This window comes from Blastomonas sp. UPD001, assembly GCF_003426715.1.
In the GTDB taxonomy this organism is placed as follows: Bacteria; Pseudomonadota; Alphaproteobacteria; order Sphingomonadales; family Sphingomonadaceae; genus Blastomonas.
Window position 1 is genome coordinate 1,261,397 of sequence record NZ_QKVT01000001.1, and the last position, 13,951, is coordinate 1,275,347.

The window sequence follows — 13,951 nt, forward strand, 5'->3', positions numbered from 1 at the left end:
GAGGGGAGATTGCAAAATCACCGCAGCCGGAACGTCCCCGTGACCACGGTGAAGCACTGGCCCGCCAGCACCGCGCGGTCGCCGTCGAGCGTGCAATGGAGCAGCCCGCCGCGCTGACTCGCCTGAAACGCGGTGAAGCTGCTGCGCCCGAGTCGCGCGGCCCAGAACGGGGTCAGCACCGCATGCGCCGAACCGGTCACGCTGTCCTCGTCGACGCCCGCTCCCGGCACGAACACGCGGCTGAGCACATCGGTATCCTTGCCCGGCGCGGTGCAGATGAACTGGTGATCGCCCAGCGCCGCCAGCGCCTTGAAGTCCGGCGAGAGCGCCAGCACGTCATCGGCATGGTCGAACAGCAGCACGTTGTAACGGCCGGGATGGACGTGATATTCGCTCGGCAGGCCGCCCAGCAGGCTGGTCCAGTCGGGCAGCGAGCCAGGTTCGGGCGGCAGCGCGGGCAGCGAGAGCGACAGCATCTCGCCGTCGCGGCTGACGCTCAGCACCCCGGCCTTGCGCGTCAGGAAGCGCACGGTGTCGCCGGCAAAGCCCTGTTCGAACACATAATGGCCTGAGGCAAGCGTGGCATGGCCGCACATCGCGATCTCGACCGCCGGCGTGAACCAGCGAAGCTCATACTCCGCCTCGTCGCTGTCGACCGGAACGATGAACGCGGTCTCGGCGAAATTGTTCTCCTCGCCGATCGCCTGCAGCACTTCATCGTCGGGCCAGGCGGCGAGCGGCATCACCGCTGCCTGGTTGCCGGTAAATGGACGGTCGGCAAACGCGTCGATATGGCAATAGGGCACGGTGTCGGGCAGGTCGGTCATCGCGAACATCCTTACGGGTAAAGCAGGCCTTCGTCCCAGCCGCTTGCGGTGCGGGTGAAGACGCGGCGGTGGTGCAGCCGGTGGTCGCGATCCTCCCAGAACTCGATCCGCTGCGGCGTCACGCGGAACCCAGACCAATGCGGCGGGCGAGGCACGGGCTTGTCGGCGAACAGCTTCTGCACTTCGGCAAAGCGCTGCTCGAAGATGCGGCGGTCAGGCAGCGGGCGCGACTGGTCCGAGGCCCAGGCCCCCAGCTGCGAATCGCGCGAGCGGGTGGCGAAATAGGCATCCGCTGTCGCATCGTCGACCGGAGTCACCGGACCCTCGATGCGGATCTGGCGGCGCAACGACTTCCAGTGGAACAGCAAGGCAGCATGCGGATTGTCAAGCAGTTCCCCGCCCTTGCGGCCCTCGTAATTGGTGTAGAAGACGAACCCGTCGGGCCCATGGCCCTTGAGCAGCACCATGCGCACCGACGGATGCCCATCGGCATCGGCGGTGGCGAGCGCCATAGCGTTGCTGTCGTTGATCTCGGTTTCGCGCGCCTTGATGTACCAGTCGTTGAACAGCACAAAGGGATCGTCAGCCATGTCCATCCTGTCTCGTTTCAAGGCCGGTTGCTTGACTGCCTTAGCCATATAAGACAGTGATATGCCGGGCCTGCGCGGCTTATGGCGCAGCCGCTGGCGGTTGAACAGGGTTTTGCGAAGGGGAGCGCGCGCCGATGTGGGAGCAGATTTTCGGGATCGCCAACCTCGTCGCGATGATCGCCTGGGCGGTGCTCATCCTCGCCCCGCGCCGCGACATGGTGATGCAGGCCCTGTTTTTCGGACCGGTCCTGCTGCTCGCGCTGGGCTATGCGACTGGCCTCACCCTCGTACTGACCGGCGTCGTGCCGACCGGCGGCGGCGCGGATTTCTCGACGATCGAGGGCGTGCGCGCCATCTTTGCCAGCGATGCCGGAGTGACCATCGGCTGGGTCCATTATCTGACCTTCGACCTGTTCGTCGGGCTGTGGATCGCGCGCAACGCCGATGCGCATGGGCTCAGCACCCTGAAAGGACGGCTGATTCAGGCGCCGATCCTGTTCTTCACCTTTGCCGCAGGGCCGTTCGGGCTCGCGCTTTACATCGTGCTCCGGATGATTTTATGGCGCGGCCCTTCCGACCGCCGCATCCCGGCTTGAAAAATGCCCTGCCCCTACCCCAGATATTGTTGTAAATCGGCAACAATGGATAATTTCACCAACAATGGCGACCACATTCATGGCTGATCCCTATGCAATTCTCGGCGTGTCCAAGGGCGCGAGCGAGAAGGACATCAAGAGCGCATACCGCAAGCTCGCCAAGGAGCTGCACCCGGATTACAACAAGGACAATCCGGCCGCAGCCGCGCGCTTTTCCGAAGTCACGCGCGCTTATGACCTGCTGTCCGACAAGGACAAGCGCGCGCGCTTCGACCGGGGCGAGATCGATATCGACGGCAACCCGGCGGCGCCCTTCGGCTTTGGCGGCGGCGGTTTCCGCCAGCAGAGCCGGTCGAGCGACAATGCGGGCTTTTCCGGTTTCGGCAATGACGGCATCGACTTTGCCGACATTTTCGACGGGCTGTTCGGCGGCTTTGGCGGTGGGGCGCGTGGCAGCAGTTCGGGCCCCTATGCCGGCGCGCGCCAGAGCGCGCCCAAGGGTGCCAATGTCGCCTACAAGATGGCGGTCGATTTCACCGATGCCGCAACCTTGAAACCGCAGCGGATCACGCTGGCCGATGGCAAGACCATCGACCTCAAGCTGCCCAACGGCGTCGAGACGGGCACCAACATGCGCCTGTCTGGCAAGGGCCAACCGGGACCCGGCGGCCCCGGCGACGGTATCGTCACCATCGAGGTGCGCCCGCACCGCTTCTTCCGCCGCGACGGCGACAATGTCCGGCTCGACCTGCCGATCACGCTGAAAGAGGCGGTCGCGGGCGGCGAGGTACGCGTTCCCACCGTCGATGGCGCGGTGATGATGAAGATCAAGCCGGGCAGCCAGTCGGGCCAGCAGATGCGCCTCAAGGGCAAGGGCTTTCACGGCAAGAACGGCGTGCGCGGTGACCAGATCATCGAGTTGCAGATCCGGCTGCCCGAGGGCGGCGATGCGGCACTGAGCCAGTTTGTCGAAGGCTGGAGCACGAATTACGATCCGCGCGCCGGGCTGCTGGGCTGAGCGTAGCGCGACGGAATGGCGATCAGCGATCTGACCCGGCCCGACAAGCGCCAGCAATTGCTGGCGACATCGCGCGCGATCGTGATCGAGGTGGCCGGTAACGTCATGACGCATGGCGGCGTGGTCGCGGGCAATTTCGCGTATCTCGCGCTGCTCAGCATCTTTCCGTTCTTCATCGTCGCAGCGGCGCTCGGCGGCGTGTTCGGACGAAGCGAATATGGCGCGGAAGCCGTGCAGGGCTTCCTCGCCGCCGTTCCGCCCAGCGTCGCCTCGGTGCTCGCCGCGCCGATGGAAGCGGCGATGTACGCCCGCACCGGGGCGCTGCTCTGGCTCGCCGTGCTGGTGGGGCTGTGGACCACCGCGAGCCTGATCGAATCGATCCGCGCCGTGATCCGCCGCGCTTATGGCACCGAGAGCAACAAGCCCTTCTGGAAATTGCGATTGGGATCGATGGCGCTGATCATCCTTGCGGTGATCGCGACGATGCTCGCGCTGAGCGTCCAGGTCGTGCTCGCGGGCGCTGCGGAAGTGATCGCCACCAGCCTGTATTTCCCCGGAGAGCCGCTGGCGCTGGTGGTGCTCAGCCAGCTGTTCACCTTCGCGGTGCTGCTGCTGATGCTCTATCTCGTCTATGGCATGCTGACCCCGCTGCGCTATCGCGAGGCGGGCCATCCGATCTGGCCCGGCCCGGTGTTCATCGCGGTCTGGTGGATGCTGTGCCTGGCGATTCTGCCTCGGTTTCTCGGCACCTTTGCCGATTACGACCTGACCTATGGCAGCCTGGCGGGCGTGATGGTGAGCCTGATTTTCTTCTTTCTCATCGGCCTTGCTATGGTAATCGGGGCCGAATTGAACGCCGCCATTGCGCGGGCGCGCGGCGGATTGCCGCAGAAAACGGACAAGAACTGAAGGATCATGACATGGACGGACTGATGAAGGGCAAACGCGGCCTCATCATGGGGCTTGCCAACAACAAGTCGCTCGCCTGGGGAATTGCGCAGAAGCTCGCCGAACATGGCGCCGAGCTGGCGTTCAGCTATCAGGGCGAGGCGCTGGGCAAGCGCGTCATTCCGCTGGCGGCAGAGCTGGGCAGCGATTTCACCTTCGATTGCGACGTGTCGGACATGGCCGCGCTCGATGCCGCGTTCGAGACGCTGGCGGCGCGCTGGCCGACGATCGATTTCGTCGTCCACGCCATCGGCTTTTCGGACAAGAACGAACTGCGCGGCCTCTATGTCGATACCAGCCTCGACAACTTCCTGATGACCATGAACATCTCCGCCTATTCGCTTGTCGCCGTTGCGAAAAGGGCGCGCGCGATGATGCCGAACGGCGGCTCGATCGTGACGCTGAGCTATTATGGCGCGGAAAAGGTGATCCCGCATTACAACGTGATGGGCGTCGCCAAGGCCGCGCTCGAAACCAGCGTCAAATATCTCGCCAATGACCTCGGCCGCGAGAACATCCGCGTCAACGCCATCTCGGCAGGTCCGATCAAGACGCTGGCGGCGAGCGGCATCGGCGACTTCCGCTACATCCTCAAATGGAACGAATACAACGCGCCGCTGCGCCGCAACGTCACCATCGACGACGTGGGCGGCGCGGGCCTGTATCTCTGCTCCGACCTCTCCTCGGGCGTCACCGGCGAGACGCATCATGTCGATTCGGGCTATCATGTCGTCGGCATGAAACAGGAGGACGCCCCGGACATCGCGCTGGATTGAAGCGCCGTGCCGACGGTCCTGCGAGAGCGTGGCTTCCGGCTCTTTTTCTATTCAGACGAAGGAAGCCCCCTCGAGCCCTGTCATGTCCACGTGACCAACGGCGACGGCGAGGCCAAGTTCTGGCTTGGTGATGAAGTATCGGTGGCCTATAATCACGGGCTGAACCGGCGCGATCTGTCGATGGCCATGCTTATCGTCCGCGCCCACCGCAGCGTATTGGAAAGGGCTTGGCATGGATATTTCGGTTAGCCCGACCTCGGCGCATTGCGATGACGAAACTTTGTGGGTCAACCTTTCGGACGGACGCACGCTTGGCGTCCCGCTGGTCTGGTTTCCGCGGCTGCTGGATGCGACGCCGGAACAGCGCGCCGCGGTGACCCTGTCCCCGCGTGGTCTTCACTGGGAAGAAATCGACGAGGATATTTCGGTCGCAGGGCTGATTGCCGGTCGCGGCGACCAGACCCGCCCCTCCTCTCGCGCCGCCTGACAGCCTGCGCCGGATTGATTGAACCATGACCGATCCCGCTCTGTGCAAGAAGCTGGGCTGCAAGCCTGGATCGGTTCTCCTGCTCATCGATTGCCCCGCGGCCGTCGCTTCGCGGCTTCCCGAGGGAGAAGCGGCGGATCAGCCCACGCTCATCCTGGCCTTCGTGCGCGACAAGGCGGCGCTAAGCGCGACCGCGCCTGGCGCAATCGCCGCCTATCGGCGCGGCGCGGCCTTGTGGTTCGCCTATCCCAAGAAATCGGGCTCGATCGTCTCCGACATGTCCCGCGATGACGGGTGGGACAGCCTCTCCGCACTGGACCTGCTGCCCGTCACCCAGATCGCGATCGACAGCGACTGGTCGGCGCTGCGCTTTCGCTATCGCGACGAGATCGCCAGGCTGACGCGGGCCAGCGATTTTCCCGGCAAGGCTGCGCGCGGCGATTGAAGCCTCGCGGCTCTCTGGACAGCGCGCGCGCAATGCCGCAAAGCGCGCGCGACCCTTTTCTGCCTGACGGGACAGCCGCATGAGCTTCAACACCTTTGGCCGCGTTTTCCGCTTCACCACCTGGGGGGAAAGCCATGGCCCCGCCTTGGGCGCCGTGGTCGATGGGTGCCCGCCGGGACTGGGCCTTAGCGAAGCCGATATCCAACCGTTTCTCGATGCGCGCCGCCCCGGCACCTCGCGTTTCACCACGCAGCGGCAGGAGCCCGATGCGGTGCGCATCCTCTCGGGCGTATTCGAGGGACGCACCACCGGCACGCCGATCAGCCTGATGATCGAGAATGTCGACCAGCGATCGAAGGACTATGGCGAGGTCGCCAAGGCCTATCGCCCCGGCCATGCCGATTATGCCTATGATGCCAAATACGGCTTTCGCGACTATCGCGGCGGTGGCCGGTCGAGCGCGCGCGAGACGGCGGCGCGCGTCGCGGCAGGCGCCATTGCGCGGCTGGTGATCCCCGAGGTGACGCTCATCGCCTATGTCTGCGAGCTCGGCGGCGATGCCATCGATCCGGCGCGCTTCGATGCGGCGGAAATCGGGCGCAACCCGTTCTTCTGCCCCGACGCGCAGGCCGCGAAGTGCTGGGAGGCGAAGGTCGATGCCGCGCGCAAGTCGGGCAGTTCGCTGGGCGCTGTCGTCGAATGCGTCGCGACAGGCGTGCCCGCCGGCTGGGGCGCCCCGCTTTATGCCAAGCTCGACAGCGAACTCGCCGCCGCCTGCATGTCGATCAACGCGGTCAAGGGCGTCGAGATCGGCGACGGCTTCGCCGCTGCGCGGCTCAGCGGCGAGACCAATGCCGACCCCATGCGCCCCGGCGCGGACGGCGCGCCTGAATTTCTCGCTAACCATGCCGGCGGCATCGCGGGCGGCATCTCGACCGGCCAGCCGGTGGTGGTGCGCGTCGCGTTCAAGCCGACCAGCTCGATCCTCACCCCCGTCGAGACGATCACCCGGCAAGGCGAGGCAAGCGAGATCGTCACCAAGGGCCGCCACGACCCCTGCGTCGGCATCCGCGGCACCCCGGTGGTCGAGGCGATGGTGGCGCTGGTGCTGGCCGACCAGAAGCTGCTCCACCGCGCGCAGTGCGGTTGAACGCGGATTTCCCTTACCGCTGAACCACCTGTGCCGTAGCGGCAGTTGACGCTTACGTCACATTTTGTCGCAGGGAGATTGCCTCTGCGGCGCAAACATGGCTAGCATGGCTTTCATAAGCGACCGCCCACCCCAAGGTCAGGCTGCGGCGCGACAGGAGAGTGCATGACCGTCCCCCGCGACCCGGCAGCCGATGCCGGTGTGCCGCCGACCATGGCCGCAGCCCCGGTAACATCTTCTGCCCCTTCCCCTTCGTCGCTCCAGGGCGCATCCAGTCCGCGCGTGATGCTTTGGACGCTGATGATCATCTATATCTTCAACTTTCTCGACCGGCAGATCGTCTCGATCCTGGCGGAGCCGATCAAGCGCGATTTCCAGCTTTCCGATACCCAGTTGGGCCTGATGACGGGCCTCGCCTTTGCGCTCTTCTACACTTTGCTGGGGATCCCGATCGCGCGCTATGCCGACCGCAGCACCACCAACCGCGTCTCGCTGATCGCCTGGTCGGTGGCGATCTGGTCGGCAATGACCATGGCCTGCGGCGCGGCGCGGACCTTTCCTCAACTGCTGCTCGCGCGCGTCGGCGTGGGCGTGGGCGAAGCTGGCTGCACCCCGGCGGCGCATTCGCTGATCACCGACAGCGTTCCGGCCGACAAGCGTTCTTCCGCCATCGCCTTCTATGGCCTGGGGATCCCAATCGGGTCGCTGCTCGGAATGGTGATCGGTGGCGGGCTGGCCGATGCCTATGGCTGGCGCACTGCCTTCTATGTCGTGGGCATGCCCGGCGTGCTGCTCGCGCTGCTGGTGCCGTTCCTGATGAAGGAACCGCGCCGTGCCGGAATGCTCAAGGGGGCCGCCATGCCCGCCGCCAAGGTGCAGATTCCGGTCAAGGAGGCGCTAAAGGAACTGGCCACCTCGCGCTGCTTCGTCTTCCTGTGCATCGCCGGCGGGCTGATCGCGTTCCTGTCCTATGGCAAGGGCGTGTGGGTGGCGGTGCTGTTCATCCGCAATTTCGGGCTCAGCCCGGGCGAGACGGGGCTGTATCTCGGCGTGACGCTGGGGATATCGAGCATGATCGGGACCTGGGGCGGCGGCAAGCTGGCCGATCATTTCGGCAAGCGCGACCGCAAGCACCTGCTCACCGGCCCTGCCATCGCCATTGCGCTCGCCGCGCCGATCCTGTTCCTGGCCTATTCCGCGACCGACTGGCGCGTCGCGCTGGCACTGCTGGTGCTGCCGACGGCGATGAACATCATGTATTACGGACCCGTCTATGCCTGTGTGCAAGGGCTGGTGCGGCCGGAAGCGCGCGCGGTGGCGGCTTCTGTGATGCTGTTCTCGCAGAATCTGATCGGCCTCGGCCTCGGCCCGCTGTTCTTCGGGATGATGTCCGACGCGTTCCAGCCCTATGCGGGGGAAGACAGCGTGCGCTGGGTGCTCTATGGCGCGGCTTGGCTGGGACTGATCCCCGCCTTCCTGTTCTGGCGCGCGAGTTTGCGGCTGACAGCGGAACTCAAGAGCGGCTAGAGCATAGTCCGTCTTCAAGCGACAAGGGGGGGCTGGCAGCCTTGGACGACATCAGGCTGTTTATCGAAACCTGGCAGGCGCCGATCGGCCTGACCATCCTGGCGTTGATGTTCATTGGTTTCGTGCTGGAACGCTTCCCGGCGGCGGTGGTCGCGATCCTCGGCGCCTGCGCCTTCCTGTTCCTCGGCATCATCGATTCCAGGCAGCTCTTTTCCGTCTTCTCGAACAGCGCGCCGATCACGATCGGGGCGATGTTCATCCTGTCGGGCGCGCTGCTGCGCACCGGCACGATCGATGCGATCGCGGGCGCGATCATCAGCCGCGCCGCGCGGCATCCGCGGCTGGCGGTCGCCGAAATGTTCCTGGGCGTCTATGTCGCCTCTGCCTTCATGAACAACACGCCGGTGGTTGTGGTGATGATCCCGATCATCCTGCGCCTGGCCCAGGCGACCGGCTATTCGGCCAAGAAGCTGCTGATCCCGCTGAGCTTCATCTGTATCCTGGGCGGCACTACCACGCTGATCGGCACGTCGACCAACCTGATCGTCGATTCGGTCGCCCGGGGGAGCGGTCTGCCCGGTTTCGGCATTTTCGAGATCACGCCTTATGGCCTGATCGCGGGCGTTGCCGGCATGATCATGCTGGCCGTGTTCAGCAGCTGGCTGCTGCCCAAGGACGAGGCAGCGCCAGCCGGGAGTACCGGAAGTGACGAGGTCTTCCTGACCGAACTCACCATCCGCAACGCCTCGACGCTGCGTGGCAAGCCGCTCGGCGAAACCGCGATTGCCAAGCGCGCCAAGATCCAGGTCACCGCGATCAAGCGCGACGGCCGCTATATCCGCCACCATCTGGCGAGCGAGATCCTGCAGCCCGACGACGTGGTGGTGATCCGCACCGACCTTCCCGAACTGATGTCGCTGCGCAAGAGCCAGGACTTCAAGGTCGGCATCGTGCGCAAGGGCGATGTCGGGCCGATGGGCGAAGTCGTGGTCGAGGCGATGGTCGCGCCCAGCCACCCCAGCATTGGCAACCGGCTTTACGACATCCCCTTCCTGTCGCTGCTCAACGTGCGCATCCTCGGGCTGAGCCGCTATCGCAACCTGCCGCGATCGGACCTGCCCAATGCCAAGATCCATGCCGCCGACAAGCTGGTGGTCACCGGCTCGAAGGCGGATATCGCGCGGATGTACGAGAATCCGAACCTGTTCGGCATCACCAATACCAGCGCGCGCGCCTTTCGCCGCGACAAGGCCCCGCTTGCCATCGGCGCGCTGGCAGCAGTCGTGATCCTCTCGGCGCTCAACGTGCTGGCGATCGAAGTCGCGGCGATCCTCGCGGTCGGCTTCATCCTGATCGCGCGCTGCATCGATGCCGAAGAGGCGTGGAGCTCGATCGACGGCAATGTGCTGGTGCTGATCTTCGGCATGCTCGCGGTCGGACTGGCGCTGGAGGAAGCGGGCAGCGTGACGATGGTGGTCAACGCGCTCGCGCCCTTCCTCGTCGAGGCGCCCGTCTGGGCGGTGGTCTTCGCGGTCTATGTCGTTTCGGTCCTGCTGACCGAGATCATCACCAACAATGCGGTGGCCATCCTTGTCACGCCGATCGTCATCAAGCTGGGCGCGGACCTCGGCATCGATCCGCGCCCGCTGGTCATCGCGGTCATGTTCGCCGCGTCGGCCAGCTTTGCCACGCCAATCGGCTACCAGACCAACACTCTGGTCTATGCCGCGGGCAACTATCGCTTCACCGACTTCTTCAAGGCGGGCATTCCGCTCACCATCGGCGTCGGGCTGGCAACCTGTTTCGCGATCATTGCGTTGAGCTGATGACACCCGCCGCGATGCCCCTGCACGGTGGCATTTCGTCCTAGGCGGGTAACCGCATCCGGGGACGCAGCTTGAGCCTTTGGTTCCGTATTCCGCTTTGGCAGCGCGTGGTCGCCGCGCTCGCGCTCGGGATCGTCACGGGTCTGGTCTGGGGCGAAGGCGCGGCTTCGATCAAATGGATCGGCGATCTGTTCATCCGCGCGATCAAGATGCTGGTCGTGCCGCTGATCTTCTTTTCGCTGGTCGCGGGGGTCGCCTCGATCGGCGATCTTCGCAAGCTCGGCGCGGTCGGCGGACGGGCGATGCTGCTGTTCCTGATCACCGGCCAGCTGGCTGCGGTCCTCGGCCTCGCCATGGGCACGCTCGTCCGGCCCGGCATAGGCGTCGATGCCAGCCTGGCCGGCTCGACCGATCTTCCCCCCGCGACCGCGACCAGCCCGACCGACACCATCCTCAAGATGGTGCCCGACAATGTCGTCCAGGCCATGGCGACCACCGACGTGCTGGCCCTGATCGTGTTTTCGCTGTTGCTCGGGATCGGGATATTGATGGCGAAACAGGAGGGCGAGCCGGTCGCGCGCATCTTCGATTCCGGTGCGGTCGTGATGCAGAAGGTCACGATGATCGTGATGGAACTGACCCCGTTCGGCGTTTTCGCGCTGATGGCCTGGGTTGCCGGGACCTTCGGGTTCGAAGGTCTGGTGCCGCTCGCGAAGCTCGTGGCGCTCAACTATCTCGGCTGCGCGATCATCATCCTGGTCTTCTATTCGGTGATGATCCGCTTCATCGCGCGGCTGCCGGTGATCGATTTCTTTCGCGGCATGGTCGATGCGATGGCGGTCAGCTATTCGACCGCATCGTCGAATGCCACGCTGCCCGTCACCCTGCGCTGCACCCAGCGCAATCTGGGCGTGTCGAGCAGCGTGTCGAGCTTCGTCATCTCGCTCGGCGCGACCATCAACATGAATGGCACCGCGATGTACCTTTGCCTCGCCACGCTGTTCGGTGCGCAGATCTTCGGCGTGGACCTGAGCTGGGCCGATTATGCGATGATTGCGTTCACCTCCACCCTCGGCGCCGTAGGTGCGGCGGGCATACCCGGCGCCGGCCTGATCATGATGGCGCTGGTGTTCGGTTCGGTCGGGGTACCGCTGGAAACCATCGCGCTGGTGGCAGGCGTCGATCGTATCATGGACATGATCCGCACCACCACCAACATCACCGGCGATGCGGCCGTGGCCGTCACCGTCGCGTCCATGACCGGCGAACTGGACCGGGCCGAGATGATCTCGGCCGATGATGTCTGATTAGCCGCCCTTGGGCTGCTTGATCAGCTTGACCGGCGTGAACTGGCCCAATCCACAACTCGCCCCGCGCTGGAAGCCACCGCCGACATTCTGCAACACCGTGATGATGTCGACATTGCAAAGCTGGGTCAGCGAGGTCGAGTAGGTGAAGGACCGCTCGAAACCGAGCGATCCGCATTGCTGCGGCAATTCGTTGCGATAGACCTTGCCGCCCGCCATCATAAAATCGATCGTCTGATTGTCGCGGACCTGGCTGCTGCGGATCTGCGCAAGGTTGATGCAGCTAACCGGCTCGCCGACCACTTCGGCCGGCGGCACGCGCGAGGGCTTGGCGGGCGTATCCTCTGCATAAGCGAAGGACTGCACCGCGAACAGCGCAGCGCCGGTGACGATAAGGCCGGCAGCGATCAGGCGGCGGGGTGCGGGCATGGCGAATCCTTTCCGTGGCGGAACAGGTCTGATCATGCGCCGCTCACCCTTGCATCGCGATGAACGGTGGCGCGTTTCAGCCCGCCATCATCTCCGCCAGCACCGCCAGGCAATCGTGCGCCAGCAGCTTTGAGCGTTCGGGGCTCCAGGCCTGATCGGGGCATGGCAGATCATCATTGTCCTTGAACGGCATTTCCAGCGTCATCGATACGCAACCATGCGATGCGCCGAAGCGCTCGGCGAGCTGGTTGGTCGACATGGAGAGGTTTGCCCGGCCGGCACTGGCCTTGGGATAGCCCTTGGCGGTCTGGAAATCCGGCGTGCGCGCGGCGAGCAGGTCGCGATAGCGATTGTATCGCGCGCCCTGTTCGCCGGTCCAGGACGGAATGCCCTCGAACCCGGCGATGAAGACATGCGGGATCGCCTCGTCGCCGTGCACATCCATCGCCCAGTGCACGCCGGTGGCGTCCATTGCATTGCGGACACAGAGCACTTCGGGGCTGCGCTCGAGGCTGGGCTCGTGCCACTCGCGGTTGAGGTTGACCCCCGCCGCGTTGGTGCGCAGATGCCCGCGCAACGAGCCGTCGGGGTTCATGTTCGGCACGATGTGCAACGTGCATTTCTGGCGCAGCAGCCGCGCATGGGGATCGGCGGGATCGGTCAGCTTCTCGAGCGCGCCTTCCATCCACCATTCGGCCATGGATTCGCCCGGATGCTGGCGCGCATAGAGCCAGACCTGCAGCGGCCCCTCGCCCAGCTCCAGGCAATCGATCGGCTGGCCGTCGAGGCTGAGGCCCAGCTCGCGGTGCTGCACGCCGGGGCGGCTCGCCATCTCGGCGACCAGATCATGGTGCCGCTCCATCGAATAGGGCGCGAAATAGGCGAACCAGGCGACGCCCGTTCCCATCTGGTGGCGGATGGTCAGCGCACCAGCGGCCGCGTCATAGCTGGTCTCCGCACGGCCCCAATAGTCGCGGTCCTCGCTGACACAGGCGCGATAGCCGGGCCAGCCATCAGGATAGGCGGATTCGCGCAGCCCCGTGATGACCAATTCCAGATCGGTCCCTGGCTGGGCCGCGACGCGAAAGTGAAACCATTGGAAGAAATCCGAATCCTTGTCCCTGCGAATCGCAAGTTCGGCGCGCCAGCCGCCATCGGGCAGCTGGGCCAGACCATGGTTGACGATGTTTCCGGAATCGAAGGCAGCGGTGATGCTGGGGGTGTAGGCGTGAGTCATGGCACGCTGATAGTCGCTCCGGACTCACCGGGAAAGCCGGTAAACAGTCCCTGCGCCAGTTTCGCGGCGTTGAGCTGCGTCTCTGCCATGGGCGAGCCTTCGCGCGCCTCGACACTGGCGCGACCCTCCCACAGGATCGCGCCATCGCCCGCGCGGATATTGGCGAACATCTCGGTCACGACCTCGCCCTTGGGGCGACCGCCCAGGTTGATGCCGATGCCGACCCCGACGCCCGAGCCGAAACCACCGGTTCCGCCCCCCACGCCCACCGTCACCGGGCCGCGGTCATTGCCGATGGGGGATAGCACCGAGCGTTCGACCCGCACCGTCGCGGTCTGGATATCGGCAGCATCGCGCGCTCCGACGGGCAGCACCTGATAGCCGATCCGCTCGAGCTCGCGCTCCACCGCAGCGGCATAGCTGCGATATTCGAGCGCGTTGCTGTCCATCCCCTCGCCCGCGACGACGCGAATCGCGCCGCGCCCGAGTTCGCCCGCGCGGTCGGGCGAGACGAAGCGTACCGCCTCGACCGGCCCAGCGGGGGAAACGCAGCCGCTCAAGGCTGCACCCATGGCAAGCGCGGCGCACAGCACCACCGCGTTCGATCTGCGAAGAAAAGCCATGATGTTTGCGCCCTTTCCCGGTTCAGGCCTTGCGCGCCTGCCCTGTCGATGCCTAACCCAGTTCGCGATGAATGGCCAATGAAGCGGCCAAAAAATTGCCTCGCGCAGCCGCTGCGATGCTTGACTTTACCCGCCCCTCCACGTATCCGCGCCGCTTTCCGGCAT

The 13,951-nt window shown here is 65.1% G+C and carries 16 protein-coding genes; 11 read left to right on the forward strand and 5 right to left on the reverse strand.

Annotated elements, in window-relative coordinates; genetic code table 11:
• Positions 1-17: 17 nt before the first annotated feature.
• Positions 18-827 (reverse strand): PhzF family phenazine biosynthesis protein, encoded by an 810-nt coding sequence (locus tag DM995_RS06340; RefSeq protein WP_116970349.1) that lies wholly within the window; start codon positions 825-827, stop codon positions 18-20.
• A gap of 11 nt (positions 828-838) precedes the next feature.
• Positions 839-1,423 (reverse strand): pyridoxamine 5'-phosphate oxidase, encoded by a 585-nt coding sequence (pdxH, locus tag DM995_RS06345; RefSeq protein ID WP_116968862.1) that lies wholly within the window; start codon positions 1,421-1,423, stop codon positions 839-841.
• A 128-nt stretch (positions 1,424-1,551) separates the two neighbouring features.
• Here pdxH and DM995_RS06350 point away from each other — a divergent pair, with 128 nt between their 5' ends.
• The 11 genes from DM995_RS06350 (at position 1,552) to DM995_RS06400 (ending at position 11,497) form a co-directional block, all read left to right on the forward strand.
• On the forward strand, positions 1,552-2,013 hold the full coding sequence (locus DM995_RS06350) for an ABA4-like family protein (RefSeq protein ID WP_116968863.1): 462 nt from the start codon (positions 1,552-1,554) through the stop codon (positions 2,011-2,013).
• A gap of 79 nt (positions 2,014-2,092) precedes the next feature.
• Entirely contained in the window at positions 2,093-3,031 is a 939-nt protein-coding gene (locus DM995_RS06355) for a DnaJ C-terminal domain-containing protein (RefSeq protein ID WP_031317833.1), read from the forward strand.
• Positions 3,032-3,046: 15 nt separating this feature from the next.
• A complete protein-coding gene (locus DM995_RS06360) occupies positions 3,047-3,940 on the forward strand; it encodes a YihY/virulence factor BrkB family protein (protein ID WP_023837162.1) in 894 nt (297 codons plus the stop codon).
• A gap of 11 nt (positions 3,941-3,951) precedes the next feature.
• The gene (fabI, locus tag DM995_RS06365) at positions 3,952-4,755 is read left to right on the forward strand and encodes an enoyl-ACP reductase FabI (protein ID WP_116968864.1); all 804 of its coding nucleotides are present in this window, start codon (positions 3,952-3,954) and stop codon (positions 4,753-4,755) included.
• A 90-nt stretch (positions 4,756-4,845) separates the two neighbouring features.
• A complete protein-coding gene (locus DM995_RS06370; RefSeq protein WP_232824126.1) occupies positions 4,846-5,004 on the forward strand; it encodes a DUF4160 domain-containing protein in 159 nt (52 codons plus the stop codon).
• Positions 4,988-5,242 (forward strand): DUF2442 domain-containing protein, encoded by a 255-nt coding sequence (locus DM995_RS06375; protein ID WP_198669274.1) that lies wholly within the window; start codon positions 4,988-4,990, stop codon positions 5,240-5,242. Before DM995_RS06370 ends, DM995_RS06375 begins: the two co-directional genes overlap by 17 nt.
• 25 nt (positions 5,243-5,267) lie before the next feature.
• On the forward strand, positions 5,268-5,687 hold the full coding sequence (locus DM995_RS06380) for a hypothetical protein (RefSeq protein WP_023837166.1): 420 nt from the start codon (positions 5,268-5,270) through the stop codon (positions 5,685-5,687).
• Positions 5,688-5,766: 79 nt separating this feature from the next.
• Positions 5,767-6,837 carry a chorismate synthase gene (gene aroC, locus DM995_RS06385; protein WP_116968865.1) on the forward strand — a complete coding sequence of 357 codons (1,071 nt, stop codon included), beginning with the start codon at positions 5,767-5,769 and terminating at the stop codon, positions 6,835-6,837.
• A 165-nt stretch (positions 6,838-7,002) separates the two neighbouring features.
• A complete protein-coding gene (locus DM995_RS06390) occupies positions 7,003-8,364 on the forward strand; it encodes a spinster family MFS transporter (RefSeq protein ID WP_116968866.1) in 1,362 nt (453 codons plus the stop codon).
• Positions 8,365-8,405: 41 nt separating this feature from the next.
• Entirely contained in the window at positions 8,406-10,190 is a 1,785-nt protein-coding gene (locus DM995_RS06395; RefSeq protein ID WP_116968867.1) for an SLC13 family permease, read from the forward strand.
• A 71-nt stretch (positions 10,191-10,261) separates the two neighbouring features.
• Positions 10,262-11,497: a dicarboxylate/amino acid:cation symporter gene (locus DM995_RS06400; protein ID WP_116968868.1), complete on the forward strand. Its 1,236-nt coding sequence runs from the start codon at positions 10,262-10,264 to the stop codon at positions 11,495-11,497.
• Here DM995_RS06400 and DM995_RS06405 read toward each other — a convergent pair whose 3' ends face one another.
• The 3 genes from DM995_RS06405 to DM995_RS06415 form a co-directional block, all read right to left on the reverse strand.
• Positions 11,498-11,926 carry a hypothetical protein gene (locus DM995_RS06405; RefSeq protein ID WP_116968869.1) on the reverse strand — a complete coding sequence of 143 codons (429 nt, stop codon included), beginning with the start codon at positions 11,924-11,926 and terminating at the stop codon, positions 11,498-11,500.
• Between the two features lie 76 nt (positions 11,927-12,002).
• Positions 12,003-13,163 carry a M14 family metallopeptidase gene (locus tag DM995_RS06410; RefSeq protein WP_116968870.1) on the reverse strand — a complete coding sequence of 387 codons (1,161 nt, stop codon included), beginning with the start codon at positions 13,161-13,163 and terminating at the stop codon, positions 12,003-12,005.
• Positions 13,160-13,786, reverse strand: coding sequence for a DUF4136 domain-containing protein (locus DM995_RS06415; protein WP_116968871.1), 627 nt, complete (start codon positions 13,784-13,786; stop codon positions 13,160-13,162). Before DM995_RS06415 ends, DM995_RS06410 begins: the two co-directional genes overlap by 4 nt.
• Between the last annotated feature and the right edge of the window lie 165 nt (positions 13,787-13,951).

Excerpts from the sequence above, each read along its gene's own strand:
- DM995_RS06410 (WP_116968870.1), bottom strand. The coding sequence starts at position 13,163 with ATGACTCACGCCTACACCCCCAGCATCACCGCTGCCTTCGATTCCGGA.
- fabI (WP_116968864.1), top strand. The coding sequence starts at position 3,952 with ATGGACGGACTGATGAAGGGCAAACGCGGCCTCATCATGGGGCTTGCC.
- DM995_RS06375 (WP_198669274.1), top strand. The coding sequence starts at position 4,988 with ATGGATATTTCGGTTAGCCCGACCTCGGCGCATTGCGATGACGAAACT.
- DM995_RS06340 (WP_116970349.1), bottom strand. The coding sequence starts at position 827 with ATGACCGACCTGCCCGACACCGTGCCCTATTGCCATATCGACGCGTTT.
- DM995_RS06405 (WP_116968869.1), bottom strand. The coding sequence starts at position 11,926 with ATGCCCGCACCCCGCCGCCTGATCGCTGCCGGCCTTATCGTCACCGGC.
- DM995_RS06380 (WP_023837166.1), top strand. The coding sequence starts at position 5,268 with ATGACCGATCCCGCTCTGTGCAAGAAGCTGGGCTGCAAGCCTGGATCG.
- DM995_RS06355 (WP_031317833.1), top strand. The coding sequence starts at position 2,093 with ATGGCTGATCCCTATGCAATTCTCGGCGTGTCCAAGGGCGCGAGCGAG.
- aroC (WP_116968865.1), top strand. The coding sequence starts at position 5,767 with ATGAGCTTCAACACCTTTGGCCGCGTTTTCCGCTTCACCACCTGGGGG.
- DM995_RS06415 (WP_116968871.1), bottom strand. The coding sequence starts at position 13,786 with ATGGCTTTTCTTCGCAGATCGAACGCGGTGGTGCTGTGCGCCGCGCTT.
- pdxH (WP_116968862.1), bottom strand. The coding sequence starts at position 1,423 with ATGGACATGGCTGACGATCCCTTTGTGCTGTTCAACGACTGGTACATC.
- DM995_RS06350 (WP_116968863.1), top strand. The coding sequence starts at position 1,552 with ATGTGGGAGCAGATTTTCGGGATCGCCAACCTCGTCGCGATGATCGCC.
- DM995_RS06390 (WP_116968866.1), top strand. The coding sequence starts at position 7,003 with ATGACCGTCCCCCGCGACCCGGCAGCCGATGCCGGTGTGCCGCCGACC.
- DM995_RS06360 (WP_023837162.1), top strand. The coding sequence starts at position 3,047 with ATGGCGATCAGCGATCTGACCCGGCCCGACAAGCGCCAGCAATTGCTG.